This is a genomic window from Phreatobacter aquiterrae (assembly GCF_053471285.1).
This window is the reverse complement of record NZ_JBJPHW010000007.1, coordinates 146,089-167,934: the sequence shown is the minus strand read 5'-3', so window position 1 is coordinate 167,934 and position 21,846 is coordinate 146,089. Positions and strand designations below refer to the sequence as shown.

Here is a 21,846-nt window from a genome sequence, read left to right as displayed (position 1 = left end):
ATTTCCCGTCCGAAGCTCCTTGCGCTGCAGATCCTGGTTGCCGTCGCCGTGTTCCTGTTCTGGCACGTGGTCACGACGTGGTCGATCGTCGCCGACGTCAAGACCATGCGCTTCTTCTTCTCGACGCCGATCGACGTGTTCGGCCGCGTCTTCTCCATGTTCCTGGAGGGCTCGGTCTACCGGCACCTGTGGATCACGCTGGTGGAGACGGTTCTCGCCTTCGTCATCGGCGCGACCCTCGGCATCGTCATCGGCTTCTGGTTCGCGCGCAAACCCATCGTCGCCGCCGTCTTCGACCCCTATGTGAAGATGATGAACGCGCTGCCGCGCGTCGTGCTGGCGCCGATCTTCGCGCTGTGGTTCGGGCTCGGTATCTGGTCGAAGGTCTGGCTCGGCGTGACGCTGGTCTTCTTCATCGTCTTCTTCAACGTTTATCAGGGCGTGCGCGAGGTGCCGCAGGTGGTGCTGGCGAACGCCCGCATGCTCGGCATGAACGAGCGCCAGTTGCTGCGCCACGTGTACTGGCCGGCGGCTCTGGCCTGGGTCTTCTCCTCGCTGCACACCTCGGTGGGCTTCGCCGTGGTCGGAGCCGTCGTGGGCGAATATCTCGGCTCGGCGGCCGGTCTCGGCTATCTCATCCACCAGGCGGAGGGCGTCTTCGACGTCACCGGCGTCTTCGCCGGCATGGTGATCCTGATGGGCTTCGTCATGCTGATCGACGGCGTCGTGACGCTGGTCGAGAAGCCGCTGCTCGTGTGGAAGCCGGGCGAGACAAAGACCGTGTGATGGAAGGGCGCATCGAAGCGCCGAGAACGACAAGGGAGGAAATGATGACCACCATGGACCGCAGGACGATGCTGTCGCTGATGGGCGCGGGCGCAAGCCTCACGCTGCCGCTGCCCGCCTTCGCGCAAGGCGCGCCGGAAAAGCCGAAGGTGACGCTCGGCGTCGGCGGCAAGTCGCTGCTCTACTACCTGCCGCTGACGATCGCCGAGCGCCGCGGCTTCTTCAAGGATTTCGGCCTCGACATGGAGATCAACGATTTTGCCGGCGGCGCGCGCTCGCTGCAGGCGCTGGTCGGCGGCTCGGTCGACATGGTGACCGGCGCCTATGAGCACACGCTGCGCATGCAGGCCAAGGGGCAGGACATCCGCTCCACCATCGAGCTCCTGCGCTTCCCCACCATCGTCATCGCCGTGCGCAAGGCGATCGCCGACAAGGTGAAGTCGGCGGCCGATTTCAAAGGCCTGAAGATCGGCGTCACGGCGCCGGGCTCCTCGACCTTCATCACCGTGGTCCACGCCATGTCCAAGGTCGGCCTGAAGGCGAGCGATGCGAGCTTCATCGGGGTCGGCGGCGGCGCCAGCGCGGTGGCCGCCATGAAGCGCGGCGAGATCGACCTGATCTCGCACCTCGATCCCGTCATCGCCAAGCTCGAGGCCGACGGCGACGTGGTGACGCTGATCGACACCCGCACCGAGGCCGGGACCCGCGCCCTGTTCGGCGCGACCAATCCGGCGGCCTGCCTGTATCTGCGCCAGGACTTCATCGAGAAGAACCCGAACACGACGCAGGCGGCGGTGAACGGCCTCTACAAGGCGCTGCGCTGGATCGACAAGGCCTCGCCCGCCGAGGTCGCGGACGCCGTGCCGGAGCAGTATCACCTCGGCGACAAGGCGCTCTACATCAGGGCCGTGCAGGCCTCCAAGGACGCCTATTCGAAGACCGGCGTGATGGCGCAGGACGGCATGAATGCGGTCTTCGCCATGCTCAAGGCGCTCGACAAGGAGATGGAGAGCGTGTCGCCCGACGTGGTCGGCAAGTCCTTCGAACCGCGCTTCGCCCAGAAGGCCGCGACGACGGTGACCTGAGCTAGAACATCAAGTCGATCCGTCGCGTCGGTTCTCACGGCGCGGCGGATTAGCTTGCACTTGGTCAATGGGTGTCGAACTCGTCCAGTGGTAGGCCATATTCCATATGGGCATACAGCTCCAGCAGGTACTGATCAATAGAGTTTGCAATCTCGATAAATTTGAATTTCATTCTCAGCAATAATTCGATGTTTCCATGGAAGCATTTAATGAATTCTTGATTCATCATTAGATATTTCCTGGACCCTTCTTTCTTGTACGTTGCCTTAAATCCAAGAGTGCGTCTCGCGCTTTTGAACGCGAAGGATGCTTTGTTATGGTCTTTCGTCACGTGATCCTGCAGGCGGCGGCGAAGATCTCTGGTCCGTCCTATGTGGACCGGCTTGCCGTCGTCGAACAGAACATAGACGGCGGGTGCGTTTGGAGCGGATCGACGACGTAACTGCATAAGAAATGGCTCAGCGCTATCCAAAGCGGAGAAGAGGGACGGGATCCGGGAGGTATGACTTTCGAAAGTTGCATTGACCTGCATTTCAATGCGCCTCTTCCCAGTTCACCGCCGCGCGGGCGTCAACGGCGAGCGGCACCTTGAGCTGCAGCGCCGGGTGGGTAGCGTCCTCCATGACGCGCTTGATGACGGGCAGCGTGCGGTCGACCTGATCGTCCGGCACCTCGAAGACAAGTTCGTCATGCACCTGCAGCAGCATCAGCGCGTCGAGGCCGGCGGCCTCCAGCGCCGCATCCATGCGCACCATGGCGCGGCGGATGATGTCGGCCGCCGACCCCTGGATCGGCGCGTTGATCGACTGCCGCTCGACGAAGGCGCGCTCCGACGGGTTGCCTGACCGGATCGCCGGGAAGTGGCAGCGCCGGCCGAAGATGGTCTCGACATAGCCGTGCTCGCGCACGAAGGCCTTGGTCGCGTCCATGTAGTCGCGGATGCCGGGGAAGCGCTCGAAATACTTCCTGATGTAGGCGCCGGCCTCCTCCCGCGGGATCGAGAGCTGGTTGGCGAGGCCGAAGGCCGAGATGCCATAGATGATGCCGAAATTGATCGCCTTGGCCCGCCGGCGCACCAGCGGGTCCATGCCGGCAACCGGCACGCCGAACATCTCCGACGCCGTCATGGCGTGGATGTCGATGCCGTCGGCGAAGGCCTGGCGGAGCTGCGGGATATCGGCGATGTGGGCGAGGATCCTGAGCTCGATCTGCGAATAGTCGGCGGAGACCAGCTTGCGGCCGGGCGGCGCGATGAAGGCGGTGCGGATCTTGCGGCCCTCCTCGGTGCGCACCGGAATGTTCTGAATGTTGGGGTCGGAGGAGGAGAGCCGTCCCGTCGTCGTCGCGGCGAGGGCGAAGGACGTATGCACGCGGCCCGTCTCGGCATTGATGTAGGTCGGCAGCGCGTCGGTATAGGTCGACTTCAGCTTCGTCACCGTGCGCCAGTCGATGATCTTGCGGGGGAGCGCATGGCCCTCCTCGGCGAGGTCCTCTAGCACGCCGGCGGCTGTCGACCAGGCGCCGGTCTTGGTCTTCGAGCCGCCCGGCAGTCCCATCTTGCCGAACAGGATGTCGCCGAGCTGCTTCGGCGAGCCGGGGTTGAGCGGCTCGCCGGCGAGTTCCTGGATCTCCGCCTCGACGCGGGCCGCGACCTGCGCGAAATCGCCCGACAGCCTTGAGAGCACCTGCCGGTCGATGAGAATGCCGCGCCGCTCCATGCGGGCGAGGACATCGACCAGCGGGCGCTCCAGCGTCTCATAGACGGTGGTCTTGGCCTCGGCCGGCAGGCGGGGCTTCAGCACCTGCCAGAGGCGCAGCGTCACGTCGGCATCCTCGGCGGCATAGGCGGTCGCCTGGTCGAGCGGCACCCGGTCGAAGGTGATGCGCGCCTTGCCCGTGCCGGTGACGGCATCGAAGCTGATCGGCACATGGCCGAGATGGCGCTCCGACAGCGCGTCCATGCCGTTCGAGCCGCGGCCGGCGTCGAGCGCATAGGACATCAGCATGGTGTCGTCATAGGGCGCGATGGTCATGCCGTGGCGCGACAGCACCAGCAGGTCGTATTTGAGATTCTGGCCGACCTTCAGCACACCGGGGTCCTCGGCGAGGGCCTTCAGGCGGGCGAGCGCCTCGCGGATCGGAATCTGACCTTCCACGAGACCGGAATCGAACAGGCCGGCCTCGCCGGAGCGATGGGCGAGTGGCACGTAGCAGGCCTTGTCGGGGGCATAGGCCAGCGAGAAGCCGACGAGGTCTGCGGCCATGGCGTCGAGCGAATTGGTCTCGGTGTCCAGCGCCACGACGCCGGCCTCCCGCGCACCGGCGATGAAGGCATCGAGCGCCTCGAGCGTCGTGATGCACTGGTAGAGCGAGCGGTCGATGGCGGAGGCGCGCAGCTTTTCCGCGGTGCGGGCGGCGAGGGTCTGCGGGGTCGGCGCGCCGGGATCGGCGGCGGCTGGGGAGGGGTCGCCGTCCCCATCTGCCGCGGCCGTTGCAGCCGGGGCCGCGACCGGCGCCTTCGGGCCGGCGGCCAGCGCCGGGTCGGGATCGACCTTGGCGGGATCGACGCCGTAGAGCTCGCCGACCTTCTTGGTGATGGTCGTGAACTCCAGCGCCTTGAAGAAGGCGATCAGCTTCCGGCCGTCGGGCTTCACGAGGCCGGTCTCGTCCAGCGGCACCTCGACCTTCACGTCGCGCACCAGCTGCACGAGCTGTTTCGAGATGCGGACCTTCTCGATCACCTCCGGGTCGGTCAGCGTCTCGCGGCGCCTCGGCTGCCTGATCTCGTGGGCGCGGGCGAGAAGCGTGTCGAGGTCGCCATATTCGGAGATGAGCTGGGCGGCCGTCTTGCGGCCGATGCCGGGGGCGCCGGGCACGTTGTCGGAGGTGTCGCCCTCCAGCGACTGGATGTCGACGATCTTCTCCGGCGGCAGGCCTTCCCAGTATTCGGTGACATCGCCGATCTTCTCGGGCGGCACGTTCCAGCGCTCGAAGCGGTCGCCGTGGGTAAGCAGGCGCTCCGGCCGGTAGCCGGGCTTGCCCTTGATGCCGCTCTCCGGGTCGTAGAAGGCGACGCAGGGGCGCACGAGCTGCATCAGGTCCTTGTCGGCCGAGATGATCAGCACGTCGGCGCCGCGGCCGCAGGCCTCGTCGGCATAGGTGGCGATGAGGTCGTCGGCCTCGTAGCGATCCTGCTCGATGGCGTGCAGGCCGAAGGCGCGGATGGCGGCGCGCATCAGCGGGAACTGCGGCACGAGGTCCTCGGGCGGCGGCGGCCGCTGCGCCTTGTAGAGCGGGTAGAGCTCCTTGCGGAACGAATTCTCGCTCTTGTCGAGGATCATCGCGAGGTGGGTCGGCTTCACGCCGAGCGCGCCTTCCTCGACGAACTGCAGCACCTTGGTCGAGAAGAGCCTGACGGCGCCGGTCGGCAGGCCGTCCGAGCGCGCATTGTACTTCCGGTCCTGGTTCATGGACTGGAAATAGGCGCGGAAGACGAAGGAGGACGCGTCGACGAGGAAGACGCGGTCGCCCTTGCCGACAGGGCGGTGGTGCTCGGTGTGCATGGAATGCGGGCCTCTCGGTGGGCCGCCATTATGGACGCCCGGGCCGCTCACGTCATGTCAGCAGTCGCCATACTCGCAATCCTGGCAACGTCACCAGGCGAGAAGGCGCCGGCCGACGGCCGCGCCGGCCAGGGTCAGCATGCCGATGGCCAGCGAGTACCAGGTGGCAACGAAGAGCGGCGAATCGTCGGTGCAGTGCAGGCCATAGAAGACGGCGGCGATGGCGCCGGCGGCAAAGCCCGAGAGCGCGCCGGCCAGTGTCGCGTTGCGCGGGGCGGCGGCGGTCATGGCGGTGAGGATGGCGGCCAGCGGCAAAAGGCCGAGCAGGGGGATCGCGACGAGGCAGACGCGCCAGTTCCGTCCCACCAGCCTTGCAGGGAGGTTGGCGGGAAGCTGTGTCGCGATCTCATGGCCGATGCCGAAGACAATGAGAAGGACGGGCACGAGGAGCACGATCTTCGGCAGTTCCGCCTCGGGCCGGGCAGAGGCCCGCACCAGCGCGAAGGCCGCCACCGCCAGGGTCGCGACCAGCAGCATCTTCAGGGTGAACAGCATCGTCGTGCTGGCCGCCGCGAGGTCGGGCCTGACGCCGAGGCTCGCCATCATCAGGGCGAAGGCCGTCACCGCGGCGATCGCCAGCGCGATGGCGATGCGGCGGTGGACGGCCGGGCCGGTCTGGCGGGCGTCGCGGGCGAGGGTTGCGATCAGGTCGTCGGTCTTCATAGGGCTCATATGCTCCCTCGGAGCATCCTTGCGAGGCCGGCAAGGCCCCGGTGAAGGGCGACGCGCACGGCGCCCTCGCTCATCTGCAGCGCCGAGGCCGTCTCCTGCGTGTTGTGGCCGTCGACGAACATCGCATGGATCACCGCCTTCTGGCCGGACGGCAGGCTCTCGGCGAGCTTCACCACGTCGCGGGTGGCGATGCCCGGCTCGTTGGACGGCGAGGCGATGACCTCGGCGAATTCGTCGATGTCGACATGGCCGCTCAGGCCCTTGCGGCGCAGGAAGTCGATCAGCTTGTGCTTCAGGATGGCGCGCATCCACGGCACCAGCGGTTCGGTGGGAATCCAGCTGGTGCGCCGGGTGTGGATCGCGATAAGGACGTCCTGCACGATATCCTCCGCCTCGGCCGTCGAGCGTCCGGCCCTTGCCAGGCCGGAACGGGCGAGAGCGCGCAGGAAGGGAGTCAGCTCGCGGAGAAGGCGCCCATAGGCTCCCTCATCCCCTGCAAGCCCCGCCCGCATCCAGGCACTCCAGTCGTCGTTCCGGTCTTTCAACGTCGGACCTATGGGCTTGATACGGGGCGCATGAGGGAACTGTTACAGCCCGCCGTCCGACAGGCAGGCGAGTCATCGCGAACGAGAATGCCGCGAAGCCCGCGCGTGCGCCAGCCGGTTGCCCGCCCCGGTCAGGCCGGGGCGGCGTTCCGCATCATGCGTGCAACGAGGAAGACCCCGCCCGCGATGGCGATTCCGACCATGTCGGTAAAGCCTTCCGGCGCGATCAGCATGAGGGCTGCCAGCAGCAGCGGCGCGCGCAGCACCCAGCCGATCTTGCCGCCGAACCATCCTTCCGTCGCGCAGGCGAGCAGCAGCACGCCGATCAGCGCGGTCGCGAGCACGGGCAGGATCTGCCAGATCGTGCCCTGGCCGAGCAGCAGTGGCGAATAGAAGAACATGAAGGGCACGATGAACACGGCGAGCCCCATCTTCACCGAGATGAAGGCGGTCTTCCACGGATCGGCCCTGGCGATGGCGGCGGCGGCGAAGGAGGCCAGCGCAATGGGCGGCGTGATGGCCGAGACGACGGCGTAGTAGAAGATGAACATGTGGGCGACCAGCGGGGGGACGCCGAGCCTCTGCAGGCCCGGCGCCAGCACCGCCGCGCCGATGGCGTAAGCGGCGGTCGTCGGCATGCCCATGCCGAGGATGAGCGCCACGATCATGGTGAAGATCATGGCGAACAGCACGTTCTCGCCGGCGAGTTGCAGGAGGAGCTGGGCGAAGCGGCCGCCGATCCCGGTCAGGGCGATGACGCCGACGATGATGCCGGCGGCGGCGCAGACGGAGATCAACTGCAGGGAATCGCGCGCCGCCATGTTGAGCGCCTCGAGCGAGCGCTTCGGACCCATGGCGTTCTGCCGGTCGAGCCAGCTCACCACGATGGCCGCGACGATGGCGAGCGAGCCGGACCGGAAGGCCGAATAACCGGAGACCAGCAGCCAGACCATGATGACCAGCGGGGCGAAGAGATAGGCCTTCTTCAACAGGCCGAAGAGCGGCGGCAGTTCACTGCGCGGCAGGCCGTGAAGGCCGTGCAGCCGCGCATGCAGCTCCACATGCGCGTAGCAGGCGACGTAGAAGAGGATGCAGGGGATGATGGCGGCAAACGCGATCTCGGCATAGGCGATGCCGGTGATCTCGGCCATCAGGAAGGCGCCCGCGCCGAGGATCGGCGGGGTGATCTGCCCGCCGGTGGAGGAGGTCGCCTCCACGGCGCCCGCTGTGGCGCGGTCGTAGCCGACCCGCCGCATCATCGGGATGGTGATGGCGCCGGAGGCGGCGACATTGGCGACCGACGAGCCCGAGATCGAGCCGAACAGCACGCCGGAAGCGATCGTCGCCTTGGCCGGACCGCCGCGCAGGTGGCCGAATGCCGACAGCGCGAGATCGTTGAAGTAGTCGCCGACCTTCGAGACCTGCAGGAAGGCGCCGAAGGCGACGAAGAGCACGATGAAGTTGGACGAGGCTTCCGTCGTCGTGCCGAAAATGCCGAGGTCGGAGTAGATATAGGCGAAGAAGCGGCCCCATTCGAAGCCGCGATGGTTGAGCACGCCCGGCAGCCAGGGACCGATGAAGACGTAGAGGATGAAGATGCCGGCGATGATCGGCAGGGCGAGGCCCGCCGTGCGCCGGGCGAACTCCAGCACGATGAGCGTGCCGACGAGCCCGACCCAGATGTCCATGGGATCGGGCAGGGCGCCGGCCCGGAACAGCAGGCCGTCGAGCTCCCAGTAGATGTAGGCGCAGCAGGCGATCGAGAGGGCGATCAGCACCCAGTCATACCAGGGAATGCGATGGATCGTGGAGCCCGCGAACGGCCGGTAGATCGCAAAGCCGAGCACCGATGCCCAGGCCACGTGGGTGGCGCGGAAGAGCATGGCTTCCTGCGGAAACAGGTTCAGAACCACGATGTGATAGAGGGTGAAGCCGGCGGCGCCGATGACGAAGAGGTGCTGCTCCAGGCCCGAGAGGGTGCGCTTCAGGCCGGCGAACTCCTCCTCCGACACCACGACGGGCTTGTCATCGACGTCGATGTCCGCGTCCTGCTTCGCCATGCCTTCCCCCCAGACCAGTCCCTGTCCATTCGTGTGCAGGAATGGGCTTGTTACGGCAAGCGCCCGGTTGCCGGCGGCTCCCGCCGGGGCCGGACGTCCTGCATCACGCATGCGCCCCCGCCGCGCCCCAAGGGGGAGCAGCGGGGGCGGCGCGGTTCACACCACTCCGTTGCCGGACAACCTCAGCCGACGAGATTCGCGGCGATGGTGATGCCCTTCTCGCGGTAATATTTCGCGGCGCCCGGATGGAAGGGCAGGAAGGTGTTCTTGGCGACGTTCTGCGGGATGGTCTCCACCGCCGCAGCATGGCCCTTCACCATGGCCTCGTGGTTCTCGTGCACCGCCTTGACGATGGCGTAGGCGAGCGAGTCCGGCACCGACTTGTTGGTGATGGCGAAGTTGAACAGGCCGACGGTCTTCTGGTCCTCGGCCATCTGCTTGTAGGTGCCCTTCGGGATCACCGAGGGCGAGAGCTCCGGCAGCGCCGCCTGCATCTTGGCGAGGTCGGCGTCGGAGAAGCCGAAGAACACGACGTCCTGGGTGTTGGAGAGCTCCGAATAGGCGGCGATCGGCAGGCCGGCGGCGAAGGCGAAGCAGTCGATCAGGCCGTCACCGAGCTGCGAGCCCATGTCGGAGGCCTGGCCGTTGCGGATCGTCACGTTCTGCACGCCGAGGGCCTGGAACATCAGCGGGAAATAGGTGCCCGGCGTGCCGGCGCGCGGGCCGACGCCGACGCGCTTGCCGGCAAGCTGCTGGACGCTGGTGATGCCCGAACGCTTCAGCACCGCGAAGTGGAACGGCGTGTCGTACATGGGGAACAGCGCGCGCACGTCCTGCATCTTGCGGCCGCGGGTCCATTCGCCGGTGCCGTTCCAGGCCTGCAGCGCGACGCCCATGGTGGTCATGCCGAGGTCGATCTGCTTGTCCTGCACGAGCAGGATGTTCTGGTTCGGACCCTGGGTCTGCTGGGTGTTGATCTGCAGGCCGATCTTCTCGCCGACGAGGCTCGCCCAGGCCTGGCCATAGACGAAATAGGTGCCGCCGACGGAGGCGGTGCCGAGCGTCACGTTGGCCGGCCAGCTCGGGTCACGGGTCTGCGCGAAGGCGAGCGAGGGGATGACGGGCAGGGCCGCAGCCCCGGCCAGAAGGTGGCGACGGGAAATGGACATGGACAGAACTCCTCTGGAAGCGTTTCCGGATGCGATGCGGCCGTTTCCGGCTCTTGTGGCTTTCACTACAGGGTTTGTCGTGCCGCCGTCCAGACGCAGGGTTGGCCGCGCCGGGCCGCGGGTGCGGCGACAATGTCGCACGGCCGCATTCGGTGTTGACGTTTACGTAAACGTGAGTTAGACGAAAGGTGAATGCGAACGGCCGGCCTGGAGGGCGCCATCGGGATGACGAGCACTGTCGAACACGACATCGTCCCGCACAGCGGCGCGACGCTTGCCGAACTGCTGGCCCGCACGGCCGTGCCGGCCGACAAGGACGTCTTCACCATCCGCGAGATGACGCGTGAATTCGGTGTCACCGCCCGCGCCCTGCGCTTCTACGAGGAAAAGGGCCTGCTGTCGCCGCAGCGCCAGGGCCAGGACCGCCTCTACTCCCGCCGCGACCGCTCGCGCCTGCGCCTCGTCCTCATGGGCAAGTGCGTCGGCTTCTCGCTGGAGGAGGTCAAGGCCATGCTCGACCTCTACGACCTCGGCGACGGCGGCGTCACACAGATGAAGGTGGCGCGCGGCAAGTATCGCGAGCAGATCGGCCGACTGGTGGCCCAGCGGCAGGACATCGACACCGCCATCAACGAACTCGAGCGGGCGATCACCGTCATCGACGGCCGCCTCGCCGGCATCGGCGCTACGGCGTCGAGGGACTGAAGCCGCCGCCGCCCCGACGGCGGCCCACGAAACCGGCGCCGGAACCGGCGCAGCCTCCCGGAGGAGAAGACCCATGCCGACCTACAAGGCGCCCATCGAAGACACGATGTTCGTGCTCTACGACGTCCTGAAGATGGACAATTACGGCAATCTGCCGGGCTTTGCGGACGCGCCGCGCGATCTCGTCGAGGCCATCGTCAGCGAGGGCGCCAAGTTCTGCGAGGAGGTGGTGCAGCCCCTCAACGTCGTCGGCGACAAGGAGGGCTGCCACCGCAACGAGGACGGCTCGGTGACGACGCCGAAGGGCTTCAAGGAGGCCTACCGGCAGTATTGCGAGGGCGGCTGGATGGGCCTTGCCTTCGACCCGGCCTATGGCGGCCAGGGCCTGCCGGCGACCGTCAACGCCGTCATCGGCGAGTTCCTGTCATCGGCCAATCTCGCCTGGGGCATGTATCCGGGCCTGACCATGGGCGCCATGGCCGCCCTCAACGTCCACGCCAACGACGAGATCAAACAGACCTACCTGCCGAAGATGACCTCCGGCGAGTGGACCGGCACGATGAACCTCACCGAGCCGCATTGCGGCACGGACCTCGGCATGCTGCGCACCAAGGCCGTGCCGAACGGCGACGGTTCCTACCGCATCACCGGCCAGAAGATCTTCATCTCGGCCGGCGAGCACGACATGTCCGAGAACATCATCCACCTCGTTCTCGCCCGCATCGAGGGCGCGCCGGGCGGCACCAAGGGCATCTCGCTCTTCGTCGTGCCGAAGTTCCTGCCCGATGCCGATAACAAGCCCGGTGCGCGCAACGGCGTCTCCTGCGGCAAGATCGAGGAGAAGATGGGCATCCACGGCAACGCCACCTGCGTCATGAACTACGACGAGGCCACCGGCTGGCTCGTCGGCCAGGAGAACAAGGGCCTCAACGCCATGTTCGTCATGATGAACGAGGCGCGCCTGTCGGTCGGCGTCCAGGGCCTGTCGCAGTCGGAGGTCGCCTACCAGAACGCGGTCGCCTATGCGAAGGACCGCATCCAGGGCCGCTCGCTCTCCGGCCCCAAGGCGCCGGAGAAGCCGGCCGATCCGATCATCGTCCATCCGGACGTGCGCCGCACGCTGATGACGCTGCGCGCCGTCAACGAGGCGGGACGTGCGCTGGTGCTGTGGACTGCGCTGGCGGCGGACGTGTCGCATCGCTCCGAGGACGCCGCCGAGCGGCAGAAGGCGGAGGATCACCTCGGCCTGATGACGCCGATCATCAAGGGCGTGCTGACTGATCTCGGCTTCGACAATGCCGTGAAGGCCCAGCAACTCTATGGCGGCCATGGCTATATCGACGAGTGGGGCATGAGCCAGTTCGTCCGCGACGCCCGCATCACCATGATCTACGAGGGCGCCAACGGCATCCAGGCGCTCGACCTCGTCGGCCGCAAGCTCGGCGCCAATGGCGGCCGCGCGGTGATGGCCTTCTTCAACGAGGTCGGCACCTTCTGTGCCCTGCACAAGGACGACGCCGCCGTCGGCGCCTTCGTCCAGTCGCTCGAGAAGGGTGCCAAGGACCTGCAGGCCGCGACCATGTGGTTCATGCAGAACGCCATGGCCAAGCCCGACAATGCCGGCGCCGGCTCGACGCCCTACATGCACATGTTCGGCCTCGTCGCCATGGGCCTCATGTGGGCGAAGATGGCCAAGGTCGCGGCCGAGAAGCTGGAGGCCGGCGCCGACGAGCGGATGAGCGCCAAGCTCGCCGTGGCGCGCTTTTTCTTCGAGCAGATGATGCCGGAGACCGGCGCCCATCTCGCCCGCGTCCAGGCTGGCGCCGACTCGATGATGGCGCTCGCCGCCGACGCCTTCTGACGAATTCCGGGAGCCGGCGCCCGCGCCGGCTCCCCCGTAAGGCCGTCTTTAGAGCCGCGACGCCCGGTGGTGTAACTGCACACCGGGCCCAAAAGCGGCCGAATGGAATATCCGGGAGAACGAGATGAGCGCCCTCAACCTGCCGAAGCCGGCCTGGCGGACCGAAGAGCACGACATGCTCGCCGAGAGCGCCCGCGCCTTCCTCGCCAAGGAATTCGTGCCGCACCTCGACCGCTGGTCGGAGGCAGGTGTCATGGACCGTGACGCCTGGATCAAGGCGGCCGATGCCGGCCTGCTCTCGGCCTCGATCCCGGAGGAATATGGCGGGGCCGGCGGCGACTACAGCCACGAGGCCGTCATCGCCCACGAGATCGCCATGGCCGGCGCGGATTCCTGGGGCTGGGCGATCCACGGACCCATCGTCGCCCCCTACATCCTCCACTACGGCACCGAGGAGCAGAAGAAGAACTGGCTGCCGAAGATGGCGACCGGCGAGTTGATCGCGGCGCTCGCCATGACCGAGCCCGGCGCCGGTTCCGATGTGCAGGGTATCCGCACCAAGGCCGAACGCTCCGGCAACGGCTGGGTGCTGAACGGCTCGAAGACCTTCATCACCAACGGCCAGCACGCCAACATGGTGGTGGTCGCCGCCAAGACCGACCCGTCTGCCGGGGCGAAGGGCACCTCGCTCTTCGTCGTCGAGACCGAGAACGCGCCGGGCTTCCGCCGCGGCCGCAAGCTGAAGAAGCTCGGCCTCGACTGGGCCGATACGTCGGAACTCTTCTTCGACGACATGAAGCTGCCGGCCGAGGCGCTGCTCGGCCCGGAGCCGAACCAGGGCTTCTACCAGATGATGCGCGCCCTGCCGCAGGAGCGGCTGACGATCGCCGGGGCCGCCGTCGGCATGATGGAGCGGGCGCTGACGCTCACCATCGACTACGTCAAGGAGCGCGGCGCCTTCGGCAAGAAGGTCATCGACTTCCAGAACACCCAGTTCGAGCTCGCCGACATGAAGACCGAGGCGACCATGGCCAAGGTCTTCTACGAGACCTGCGTCGGCCTCCACATCGAGGGCAAGTGCGATACCGTCATGGCCTCCATGGCGAAGTACAAGCTCTCCGACCTGCAGAACACCATCGTCGACCGCTGCCTCCAGCTCTTCGGCGGCTACGGGTTCATGGACGAATATCCGATCTCGCGGATGTACCGGGACGCGCGCATCCAGCGCATCTACGGCGGCACCAACGAGATCATGAAGATTCTCATCGCGCGCTCGCTCTGAACGGGCGACGCCAAGCCATCAACCGGGGAGAGGAACCCGCCATGACCGACGTCTTCGTCTATGACCATGTCCGCACGCCGCGCGGCAAGGGCAAGTCCGACGGCTCCCTGCACGAGGTGACGGCGCTGGAGCTGTCGGCCACGACGCTCAGGGCGCTGAAGGCCCGCAACGGCCTCGACACCAGCCTCGTCGACGACGTCATTCTCGGCTGCGTCGATCCGGTCGGCGAGGCGGGCAGCGACATCGCCCGCGTCGCCGCCCTCAAGGCCGATTATGGCGATGTCGTCCCCGGCATCCAGATCAACCGCTTCTGCGCCTCCGGCCTCGATGCGGTGAACTTCGCCGCGGCGCAGATCATGGCCGGCCAGCACGACCTCGTCGTCGGCGGCGGTGTGGAGAGCATGTCGCGCGTCGGCATGGGCGCCTCGGGCGGCGCCTGGCCGGTGGACCCGTCCATCGCGGTGAAGACCTACTTCATGCCGCAGGGCATCTCCGCCGACCTCATCGCCACCAAATACGGCTTCTCCCGCGACGACGTGGACGCCTATTCGGTGGAGAGCCAGAAGCGCGCCGCGAAATCGTGGGAGGAGGGCCGGTTCAAGAACTCGGTCATCCCGGTGAAGGACATGAACGGCCTCACCATCCTCGACCGCGACGAGCACATGCGCCCGTCGACGACGATGCAGTCGCTGGCGAGCCTCAACCCCTCCTTCGTCATGATGGGCGAGGCCGGCGGCTTCGACGCCGTGGCGATCCAGGCCCATCCGGAGATCGAGAGCGTCAATCACGTCCACCACGCCGGCAATTCCTCCGGCATCGTCGACGGCGCGGCGGCCGTGCTGCTTGGCAATGCCGAGGCCGGCAAGGCGATCGGCGTGAAGCCGCGCGCCCGCATCCGCGCCTTCGCCAATATCGGCTCGGAGCCGGCGCTGATGCTCACCGGTCCGGTGGATGTGACGCGGAAGCTTCTCAAGAAGGCCGGCATGTCGATCGCCGACATCGACCTCTTCGAGCTCAACGAGGCCTTCGCCTCCGTCGTGCTGCGCTACATGCAGGCCTTCGACATCCCGCACGACAAGATCAACGTCTGCGGCGGCGCCATCGCGCTCGGCCATCCGCTCGGCGCCACCGGCGCCATGATCCTCGGCACGGTGCTCGACGAACTGGAGCGCACCGGCAAATCCACCGCCCTCGTGACGCTGTGCATCGGCGCCGGCATGGGCACCGCGACGATCATCGAGCGCGTGTAAGGGGAGCGACCACCATGAACCTCAAGAACTTCACCTGGTCCGTCGACGCGGACGGCATCGCCCTCCTGACCTGGGACATGCAGGGCAAATCGATGAACGTCATCGACGAGTCCGTCGGCCATGACCTCAACACCGCCGTCGACGCCGCCGTCGCCGATGCCGCCGTCAAGGGCGTGGTCATCACCTCCGGCAAGGACACCTTCTCCGGCGGCGCCGACCTCACCATGCTCGAGCGCCTCGGCCAGACCTTCAAGGACGCCATCAAGGCCAAGGGCCCCGAGGCGGCCATGGCCGACTTCTTCGAGCAGAGCCGCGCCTATTCGCTGGTGCTGCGCAAGCTCGAGACCTGCGGCAAGCCCTTCGTCTGCGCCATCAACGGCATGTGCCTCGGCGGCGCCTTCGAGATCGCGCTCGCCTGCCACGCCCGCATCGCCTCGGACAATCCCAAGCTGCGCGTCGGCCTTCCCGAGGTGAAGGTCGGGCTCTTCCCCGGCGCCGGCGGCACCCAGCGCGTGCCGCGCATGGCGGACATCCAGTCGTCGCTGCAGATGCTCCTGAAGGGCGACCAGTTGAAGGCCGACCGCGCCAAGGCGATGAACCTGATCGACGAGATCGTTCCCGCCGACACGCTGATCGAGGCCGCCAAGGCGAAGCTCAAGGCCGGCGTCGACCCGGTGAAGCCCTGGGACAAGCCGAAGTTCAAGCTGCCCTCCGGTCCGGTCTATTCGGCCGGCGGCATGATGGTCTGGCCCCCGGCCAACGCCATCTACCGCAAGGAGACCTACGACAACTATCCCGGCGCCCGCGCCATCATGAGTGCGGTCTATGAGGGTCTTCTGGTGCCGATGGACACGGCGCTGCGCATCGAGTCGCGCTACTTCGCCTCCGTCCTGCGCACCCCGCAGGCGCAGGCGATGATCCGCTCGCTCTTCGTCTCCATGGGGGCGCTCGGCAAGGGCCTGCGTCGCCCGGCCGGCGTGCCGGCCAGCAACCTCAAGACCGTCGGCGTCATCGGCGCCGGCTTCATGGGGGCCGGAATCGCCTATGTCACGGCGCAGGCCGGCATGGACGTGATCCTGATCGACCGCGACGTGGAGGCCGCCGAGAAGGGCAAGGCCTATTCGCACAAGCTGATGACCGATCAGGTCAACAAGGGCCGCGCCTCCTCGGCCCAGCGCGAGGCGCTGCTCGCCAAAATCAGGACCAGCGCCGACTATGCCGACCTGAAGGATGTCGACCTCGTCATCGAGGCGGTGTTCGAGGACCCGGCGGTGAAGGCCGACGTGATCAAGCGGGCTGAGGCGGCGATCCGTCCGGACGTGGTGTTCGCCTCGAACACCTCGACCCTGCCGATCACCGGCCTCGCGCAGAACTCGGTCCGCCCGGACCAGTTCATCGGCATCCACTTCTTCTCGCCGGTCGACAAGATGATGCTGGTCGAGACGATCATGGCGGAGAAGACAGGCGACAAGGCGCTGGCGGTTGCCCTCGACTACGTCAAGGCGATCAAGAAGACGCCGATCGTCGTCAACGACACCCGCGGCTTCTATGTGAACCGCTGCGTCGGCAACTACATCAAGGAAGCCCACCTGATGGTGATGGAGGGCGTGCCCCCCGTCATGATCGACAATCTCGCCAAGCAGGCGGGCATGCCGGTCGGACCGCTGACCCTCAACGACGAGGTCGCCATCGACCTGGGCCTCAAGATCCTGAAGGCCACCAAGGCGCAGGTCGGCGCGCAAGCCGTCGACCCGCAGCAGGAGAAGCTGCTGACCTTCCTGGTCGAGCAGGAGGGCCGCGTCGGCAAGAAGGCCAAGAAGGGCTTCTACGACTATCCCGACACCGGCAAGAAGACGGTGTGGCCGGGCCTCAAGGCCTTCGTCGGCATGCAGCAGGACCCCGACACGATCGACCGGCAGGAGATTATCGACCGTCTCCTGGTGACGACGGCGCTGGAAGCCTCACGTTGCGTCGAGGAAGGCGTGGTCACCGATCCGCGCGAGGCGGATGTCGGCTCCATTCTCGGCTTCGGCTTCGCGCCCTGGTCGGGCGGCACGCTCAGCTACATCGACATGATCGGCACGAAGGCCTTCGTGAAGAAATGCGACGCGCTGGCGGCGAAGTATGGCGACCGCTTCTCGCCCAACAAGCTGCTGCGCGAGATGGCCGAGAAGGGCGAGACCTTCTACGGCCGCATGGCGGGGCAGAAGGCCGCGGCCTGAGCCGCAGCCACAGCCGGAACAGAATGCGCGGGCGGCCCCAAAGGCCGCCCGTCGACGTTTCCGGCCCTACCAGGGCGCGGCGGGGATATCCGTCTGCGCGAAGTCGCCGCCCTTGAACAGCAAGGGCTCGCCGGTTTCCCGGGCCAGCGCATAGGCGATGCAATCGCCATAGTTCAGGCCGGCCTTTGCCTGTCCCTTGCCGAACAGGCGGAAAGCGCGGCGTGCCAGATCAGCGTGATGCGGCGTCATCGCCACGACGTCGATCCCGAGCTTGACGATCATAAGGTCGAGGGCGTGGCCACCGGCGTCGCCCTTTCGGGCCTGAGCGATGATGCCCGCCTCCAGCACGTTTCCCGCAGACATGAGGCGCGTCCCATCCCTGGCGATGGCGCGGATGAGGTCCGGGGCCTCGGGCTCCGAGAGAAGAATGGCGAGCAGCGCCGATGTGTCGATGACCACGGGTCAGGGAACCATATCGTCGAAGCCGAGAATCGCCTCGTCGCTGCGATGGTCGAGGGTTGGGGCGGCCGTGACGTTGCGGGCTATGCCGAGGACGTCGTCGACGAGCATGTCGACATCCCCCTGGCGGCGCTCCTCACGCTTCAGCTTCTCCCGCAAGGCGATGACCACCGCCTGCGTGATGGTCTCGCCGGTCATTTCGGCGACCTGACGGGCGAGCCGATCAGCCTCGGGATCCTTGATGTTGAGAGCCATCTTCCTTGCAACCTTTTTGTCTTCCTCGGAAGATAGCATCTGGGTGTTTTGCTGAGAAGGGCGCCGCCGACCGGCTGATCCGAAGTCGGGCGTAGCTTCCCGTCCTCAAAGGACGGCCCCTTGCCGCTGATCCGCCTGATCGCCGACATTGCCGCGTCGTTGGGGCCGGCAGCGCCACCCGTCGCGCAAAACGGTGGAAAGCCGTCCATCCGCGACCTTTGGCGCACAGGCCGTCGGCTTTCATGGCGTTGCACCATGAGAATACGTGTGCTACCGGACAGCCGACTTCGGGGGGAAGTCACCCTGGTGGTATCCTCCCGGTCACGAATTTCCCAGTCGAGACAACGGTTTGCGACTGCCGGGCGAAAGCGGGGCAGCCAGTGGAACCGGAAGGGCTCGACGCCTGAAACGCGAGAGACGCGGTGGCTGGCGAAGACAAGACCGTTTCCGGCATGGCGGGGCGTTACGCCCTGGCCCTTTTCGAGCTGGCGAACGAGGCGGGGCAGCTGGACCAGGTCCAGTCCGACCTCGCCCGCTTCACCGCGATGCTCGATGGTTCCGATGATCTGAAGCGGTTGGTGAAGAGCCCCGTCTTCTCGTCGGAAGACCAGGCCAAGGCCATCGCCGCCATCCTCGACAAGGCCGGCGTGTCCGGCATTGCCGCCAATCTCATCAAGGTGGTGGCGACCAATCGCCGCCTTTTCGCGGTGGAGAGCATCATCCGCGGCTTCAACGCCCTTGTGGCGAAGTCGCGCGGCGAGATCACCGCCGAGGTGACCGTCGCCGAGGCGTTGTCGCCCGCCCAGTCCTCCTCGCTGTCGGCCGCCCTCAAGGACGTGCTCGGCCAGGAACCGAAGATCGACGTGAAGGTGGACCCGGCCATTGTCGGCGGGCTGATCGTGAAGGTCGGCTCGCGCATGGTCGACACGTCCCTTCGCACCAAGCTCAACTCGATTAGAACCGCCATGAAAGAGGTCGGCTGATGGACATCCGCGCCGCTGAAATCTCTGCGATCCTCAAGGACCAGATCAAGAACTTCGGCCAGGAGGCGGCAGTCTCCGAGGTCGGTCAGGTGCTCTCCGTCGGCGACGGCATCGCCCGCGTCTATGGCCTCGACAACGTCCAGGCGGGCGAGATGGTCGAGTTCGACAACGGCATCCGCGGCATGGCCCTGAACCTCGAGACCGACAATGTCGGCATCGTGCTGTTCGGCGCCGACCGCGACATCAAGGAAGGCGACACCGTCAAGCGCACCGGCGCCATCGTCGACGTTCCCGTCGGCAAGGGCCTGCTCGGCCGCGTCGTCGACGCCCTCGGCAACCCGATCGACGGCAAGGGCCCGATCGAGTCCACCGAGCGCCGCCGCGTCGACGTGAAGGCCCCCGGCATCATCCCGCGCAAGTCGGTGCACGAGCCGATGGCCACGGGCCTCAAGTCAATCGACGCGCTGATCCCGATCGGCCGCGGCCAGCGCGAGCTGATCATCGGCGATCGCCAGACCGGCAAGACCGCCATCGCCCTCGACACGATTCTCAACCAGAAGCCGCTGAACGCCGAGGGCGCCGACGAGCAGCAGAAGCTCTACTGCGTCTATGTCGCCATCGGCCAGAAGCGCTCCACGGTCGCCCAGTTCGTGAAGGCGCTCGAGGAGAACGGCGCGCTCGAGTACTCGATCGTCGTCGCCGCCACCGCCTCGGACCCGGCGCCGATGCAGTTCCTGGCGCCCTTCTCGGGCTGCGCCATGGGCGAGTTCTTCCGCGACAACGGCATGCACGCCGTCATCATCTACGACGACCTTTCCAAGCAGGCCGTCGCCTATCGCCAGATGTCGCTGCTGCTGCGCCGCCCGCCGGGCCGCGAGGCCTATCCGGGCGACGTGTTCTATCTCCACTCCCGCCTGCTCGAGCGCGCGGCGAAGATGGGCGACGACGCCGGCAAGGGCTCGCTGACGGCGCTTCCCGTCATCGAGACGCAGGCCAACGACGTGTCGGCCTATATCCCGACCAACGTCATCTCGATCACCGACGGCCAGATCTTCCTCGAGACCGACCTGTTCTTCCAGGGCATCCGCCCGGCGGTGAACGTCGGCCTCTCCGTGTCGCGCGTCGGCTCCTCGGCGCAGACCAAGGCGATGAAGAAGGTCGCCGGCAAGATCAAGGGCGAGCTCGCCCAGTACCGCGAGATGGCCGCCTTCGCGCAGTTCGGCTCGGACCTCGACGCGACGACGCAGCGCCTGCTCAACCGCGGCGCGCGCCTGACGGAACTCTTGAAGCAGGACCAGTACTCGCCGCTGAAGATGGAAGAGCAGGTGGCGGTGATCTGGGCCGGCACCAACGGCTATCTCGACAAGTTGCCGCTGAACCGCGTCAAGGCTTTCGAAGAGGGTCTGCTCGGCAAGCTGCGCTCGGACGGCACGATCCTCGAGGCCATCCGCTCGTCGAAGGACCTGTCCGACGACACCGCGGCGAAGCTGAAGGCCACCGTCGAGAGCTTCGCGTCGGCGTTCGGCTGAGGCGGCGGGCGGTGAGCTACGTCGGCGACAGCCTGGGCCCGGGCGAGACCATCGTCCATGAGGCGACGATCCACTGGGTCGTCTATCTCTGGCCCATCGTCGCCGTCGTGGCGGGTTTCGCCGCCGCGGTCCTCGTCTGGCCCTACGGGGCGGCGGCGCTGGCCGTCGCGAGCCTCTGGCTCCTGGTCGCCTGGTTCATGAGCCGGACGACGGAGCTGGCGGTGACATCCCGCAAGGTGGTGGCGAAGTGGGGCTTCATCGCCCGCTCCACCATCGAGCAGCGGCTGGAGAAGGTCGATTCGGTTTCGGTCGACCAGACGTTTTTCGGGCGCGTTCTCAACTTCGGGAACGTGACCGTGCATGGGACGGGCATCAACGCCACGCCCATCAAGATGATTGCGGATCCGCTGGCCTTCCGCCGCAAGGTGGAACAGGCCATCGAAGCCAGAAGGGACGTCGGCTGATGCCGAGCTTGAAGGATCTGAGGAACCGCATCGCCTCCGTGAAGGCGACGCAGAAGATCACCAAGGCCATGCAGATGGTGGCCGCGGCGAAGCTGAAGCGCGCCCAGTCGGCGGCCGAGGCGGCGCGCCCCTATGCCGAGAAGATGGAAGCGGTGCTGGCCAACCTGACCGGCGCGGTGACCGGCTCGGATGCCCCCGTGCTGCTCGCCGGAACCGGCAACGACCAGACGCATCTCCTGATCGTCGCCACCGCCGAGCGCGGCCTTTGCGGCGCCTTCAACAGCTCGATCGTGCGGCTTGCCCGCGAGCGGGCCCTCGCCCTGCAGGCCGAGGGCAAGACGGTCAAGTTCTTCTGCGTCGGACGCAAGGGCTACGAGCTCATCCGCCGCCAGTTCGAGAAGCAGATCGTCGGCTACATCGAGTTCCGCGCGGTGAAGAACCTCTCCTACGCCCAGGCCGAGGAGGTCGGTGCGCAGGTGCTGAAGCTCTTCGCCGAGGGCCAGTTCGACATCGCCACCCTTTTCTTCTCGCGGTTCAAGTCGGTGATCTCGCAGATCCCGACGGGCCAGCAGATCATCCCGGCGCAGGTCGCCGGCGAGGCGTCCACCGGCGCCGAGAACGCCCCTTACGAGTTCGAGCCCGGCGAGGCCGAGATCCTCGCCGACCTGCTCCCCCGCAACGTGACCATCCAGATCTTCAAGGCGATCCTCGAGAACGCCGCGTCGGAACAGGGCGCCCGCATGTCCTCCATGGACAGCGCGACGCGCAATGCCGGCGAGATGATCAAGAAGCAGACGCTCAAGTACAACCGCGCGCGTCAGGCGATGATCACCAAGGAACTCATCGAAATCATCTCGGGCGCCGAGGCGCTCTGAGCTTACGACATCATCAGAGGA

19 protein-coding genes are annotated in these 21,846 nt (G+C 66.7%); 11 read left to right on the top strand and 8 right to left on the bottom strand.

All coding sequences use genetic code 11. The features are described 5' to 3' along the window. Nucleotides 1-786 (top strand): ABC transporter permease, encoded by a 786-nt coding sequence (locus ACJ4V0_RS12680; RefSeq protein WP_448300033.1) that lies wholly within the window; start codon nucleotides 1-3, stop codon nucleotides 784-786. Between the two features lie 53 nt (nucleotides 787-839). Beyond that, on the top strand, nucleotides 840-1,871 hold the full coding sequence (locus ACJ4V0_RS12675) for an ABC transporter substrate-binding protein (RefSeq protein WP_448300032.1): 1,032 nt from the start codon (nucleotides 840-842) through the stop codon (nucleotides 1,869-1,871). Between the two features lie 64 nt (nucleotides 1,872-1,935). Here the strand turns inward: ACJ4V0_RS12675 and ACJ4V0_RS12670 are convergent, their stop codons facing one another. From ACJ4V0_RS12670 to ACJ4V0_RS12645, 6 genes are all read right to left on the bottom strand, one after another. Then, entirely contained in the window at nucleotides 1,936-2,403 is a 468-nt protein-coding gene (locus tag ACJ4V0_RS12670; RefSeq protein WP_448299936.1) for a GIY-YIG nuclease family protein, read from the bottom strand. A gap of 1 nt (nucleotide 2,404) precedes the next feature. Then, nucleotides 2,405-5,434 (bottom strand): DNA polymerase I, encoded by a 3,030-nt coding sequence (polA, locus tag ACJ4V0_RS12665; RefSeq protein ID WP_448299935.1) that lies wholly within the window; start codon nucleotides 5,432-5,434, stop codon nucleotides 2,405-2,407. Between the two features lie 90 nt (nucleotides 5,435-5,524). After that, a complete protein-coding gene (locus tag ACJ4V0_RS12660; protein WP_448299934.1) occupies nucleotides 5,525-6,166 on the bottom strand; it encodes an NrsF family protein in 642 nt (213 codons plus the stop codon). Next, nucleotides 6,163-6,711 (bottom strand): sigma-70 family RNA polymerase sigma factor, encoded by a 549-nt coding sequence (locus ACJ4V0_RS12655; RefSeq protein ID WP_448299933.1) that lies wholly within the window; start codon nucleotides 6,709-6,711, stop codon nucleotides 6,163-6,165. Before ACJ4V0_RS12655 ends, ACJ4V0_RS12660 begins: the two co-directional genes overlap by 4 nt. A gap of 131 nt (nucleotides 6,712-6,842) precedes the next feature. Continuing rightward, nucleotides 6,843-8,771 (bottom strand): TRAP transporter permease, encoded by a 1,929-nt coding sequence (locus ACJ4V0_RS12650; RefSeq protein ID WP_448299932.1) that lies wholly within the window; start codon nucleotides 8,769-8,771, stop codon nucleotides 6,843-6,845. Between the two features lie 182 nt (nucleotides 8,772-8,953). Further along, nucleotides 8,954-9,940, bottom strand: coding sequence for a TAXI family TRAP transporter solute-binding subunit (locus ACJ4V0_RS12645; RefSeq protein ID WP_448299931.1), 987 nt, complete (start codon nucleotides 9,938-9,940; stop codon nucleotides 8,954-8,956). Nucleotides 9,941-10,165: 225 nt separating this feature from the next. On the opposite strand from ACJ4V0_RS12645, the gene ACJ4V0_RS12640 reads away from it, so the two are divergent. From ACJ4V0_RS12640 to ACJ4V0_RS12620, 5 genes are all read left to right on the top strand, one after another. Continuing rightward, the gene (locus ACJ4V0_RS12640) at nucleotides 10,166-10,645 is read left to right on the top strand and encodes a MerR family transcriptional regulator (protein ID WP_448299930.1); all 480 of its coding nucleotides are present in this window, start codon (nucleotides 10,166-10,168) and stop codon (nucleotides 10,643-10,645) included. Nucleotides 10,646-10,718: 73 nt separating this feature from the next. Beyond that, nucleotides 10,719-12,506, top strand: a complete 1,788-nt coding sequence (locus ACJ4V0_RS12635; protein WP_448299929.1) for an acyl-CoA dehydrogenase C-terminal domain-containing protein — start codon at nucleotides 10,719-10,721, stop codon at nucleotides 12,504-12,506. 124 nt (nucleotides 12,507-12,630) lie between these two features. Next, the gene (locus ACJ4V0_RS12630) at nucleotides 12,631-13,788 is read left to right on the top strand and encodes an acyl-CoA dehydrogenase family protein (RefSeq protein ID WP_448299928.1); all 1,158 of its coding nucleotides are present in this window, start codon (nucleotides 12,631-12,633) and stop codon (nucleotides 13,786-13,788) included. A gap of 41 nt (nucleotides 13,789-13,829) precedes the next feature. Next, entirely contained in the window at nucleotides 13,830-15,038 is a 1,209-nt protein-coding gene (locus tag ACJ4V0_RS12625) for an acetyl-CoA C-acetyltransferase (RefSeq protein ID WP_448299927.1), read from the top strand. A 14-nt stretch (nucleotides 15,039-15,052) separates the two neighbouring features. Beyond that, nucleotides 15,053-17,260, top strand: coding sequence for an FAD-dependent oxidoreductase (locus tag ACJ4V0_RS12620; RefSeq protein WP_448299926.1), 2,208 nt, complete (start codon nucleotides 15,053-15,055; stop codon nucleotides 17,258-17,260). Nucleotides 17,261-17,326: 66 nt separating this feature from the next. Here the strand turns inward: ACJ4V0_RS12620 and ACJ4V0_RS12615 are convergent, their stop codons facing one another. Both ACJ4V0_RS12615 and ACJ4V0_RS12610 read right to left on the bottom strand, forming a co-directional pair. After that, complete coding sequence (locus ACJ4V0_RS12615; protein WP_448299925.1) at nucleotides 17,327-17,719, bottom strand: type II toxin-antitoxin system VapC family toxin; 393 nt, start codon at nucleotides 17,717-17,719, stop codon at nucleotides 17,327-17,329. Nucleotides 17,720-17,722: 3 nt separating this feature from the next. Further along, nucleotides 17,723-17,974, bottom strand: a complete 252-nt coding sequence (locus ACJ4V0_RS12610; protein ID WP_448299924.1) for a type II toxin-antitoxin system VapB family antitoxin — start codon at nucleotides 17,972-17,974, stop codon at nucleotides 17,723-17,725. 422 nt (nucleotides 17,975-18,396) lie between these two features. Between ACJ4V0_RS12610 and ACJ4V0_RS12605 the strand changes: the two genes are divergently transcribed. From ACJ4V0_RS12605 to ACJ4V0_RS12590, 4 genes are read left to right on the top strand one after another with little or no spacing between them, the layout of a single operon-like run. Beyond that, nucleotides 18,397-18,957, top strand: a complete 561-nt coding sequence (locus ACJ4V0_RS12605; RefSeq protein ID WP_448299923.1) for a F0F1 ATP synthase subunit delta — start codon at nucleotides 18,397-18,399, stop codon at nucleotides 18,955-18,957. Further along, nucleotides 18,957-20,486, top strand: a complete 1,530-nt coding sequence (atpA, locus tag ACJ4V0_RS12600) for a F0F1 ATP synthase subunit alpha (protein ID WP_448299922.1) — start codon at nucleotides 18,957-18,959, stop codon at nucleotides 20,484-20,486. The genes ACJ4V0_RS12605 and atpA overlap by 1 nt, the downstream gene beginning before the upstream one ends. A gap of 11 nt (nucleotides 20,487-20,497) precedes the next feature. Next, complete coding sequence (locus ACJ4V0_RS12595; protein WP_448299921.1) at nucleotides 20,498-20,950, top strand: PH domain-containing protein; 453 nt, start codon at nucleotides 20,498-20,500, stop codon at nucleotides 20,948-20,950. Continuing rightward, complete coding sequence (locus ACJ4V0_RS12590; protein ID WP_448299920.1) at nucleotides 20,950-21,825, top strand: F0F1 ATP synthase subunit gamma; 876 nt, start codon at nucleotides 20,950-20,952, stop codon at nucleotides 21,823-21,825. The genes ACJ4V0_RS12595 and ACJ4V0_RS12590 overlap by 1 nt, the downstream gene beginning before the upstream one ends. Nucleotides 21,826-21,846 lie beyond the last annotated feature (21 nt).

What these genes read in the sequence shown, in the direction of transcription:
- ACJ4V0_RS12675 (WP_448300032.1), top strand. Translation starts at nt 840, where the DNA reads ATGGACCGCAGGACGATGCTGTCGCTGATGGGCGCGGGCGCAAGCCTC.
- ACJ4V0_RS12670 (WP_448299936.1), bottom strand. Translation starts at nt 2,403, where the DNA reads ATGCAGGTCAATGCAACTTTCGAAAGTCATACCTCCCGGATCCCGTCC.
- polA (WP_448299935.1), bottom strand. Translation starts at nt 5,434, where the DNA reads ATGCACACCGAGCACCACCGCCCTGTCGGCAAGGGCGACCGCGTCTTC.
- ACJ4V0_RS12660 (WP_448299934.1), bottom strand. Translation starts at nt 6,166, where the DNA reads ATGAGCCCTATGAAGACCGACGACCTGATCGCAACCCTCGCCCGCGAC.
- ACJ4V0_RS12650 (WP_448299932.1), bottom strand. Translation starts at nt 8,771, where the DNA reads ATGGCGAAGCAGGACGCGGACATCGACGTCGATGACAAGCCCGTCGTG.
- ACJ4V0_RS12645 (WP_448299931.1), bottom strand. Translation starts at nt 9,940, where the DNA reads ATGTCCATTTCCCGTCGCCACCTTCTGGCCGGGGCTGCGGCCCTGCCC.
- ACJ4V0_RS12640 (WP_448299930.1), top strand. Translation starts at nt 10,166, where the DNA reads ATGACGAGCACTGTCGAACACGACATCGTCCCGCACAGCGGCGCGACG.
- ACJ4V0_RS12635 (WP_448299929.1), top strand. Translation starts at nt 10,719, where the DNA reads ATGCCGACCTACAAGGCGCCCATCGAAGACACGATGTTCGTGCTCTAC.
- ACJ4V0_RS12630 (WP_448299928.1), top strand. Translation starts at nt 12,631, where the DNA reads ATGAGCGCCCTCAACCTGCCGAAGCCGGCCTGGCGGACCGAAGAGCAC.
- ACJ4V0_RS12625 (WP_448299927.1), top strand. Translation starts at nt 13,830, where the DNA reads ATGACCGACGTCTTCGTCTATGACCATGTCCGCACGCCGCGCGGCAAG.
- ACJ4V0_RS12620 (WP_448299926.1), top strand. Translation starts at nt 15,053, where the DNA reads ATGAACCTCAAGAACTTCACCTGGTCCGTCGACGCGGACGGCATCGCC.
- ACJ4V0_RS12610 (WP_448299924.1), bottom strand. Translation starts at nt 17,974, where the DNA reads ATGGCTCTCAACATCAAGGATCCCGAGGCTGATCGGCTCGCCCGTCAG.
- atpA (WP_448299922.1), top strand. Translation starts at nt 18,957, where the DNA reads ATGGACATCCGCGCCGCTGAAATCTCTGCGATCCTCAAGGACCAGATC.
- ACJ4V0_RS12590 (WP_448299920.1), top strand. Translation starts at nt 20,950, where the DNA reads ATGCCGAGCTTGAAGGATCTGAGGAACCGCATCGCCTCCGTGAAGGCG.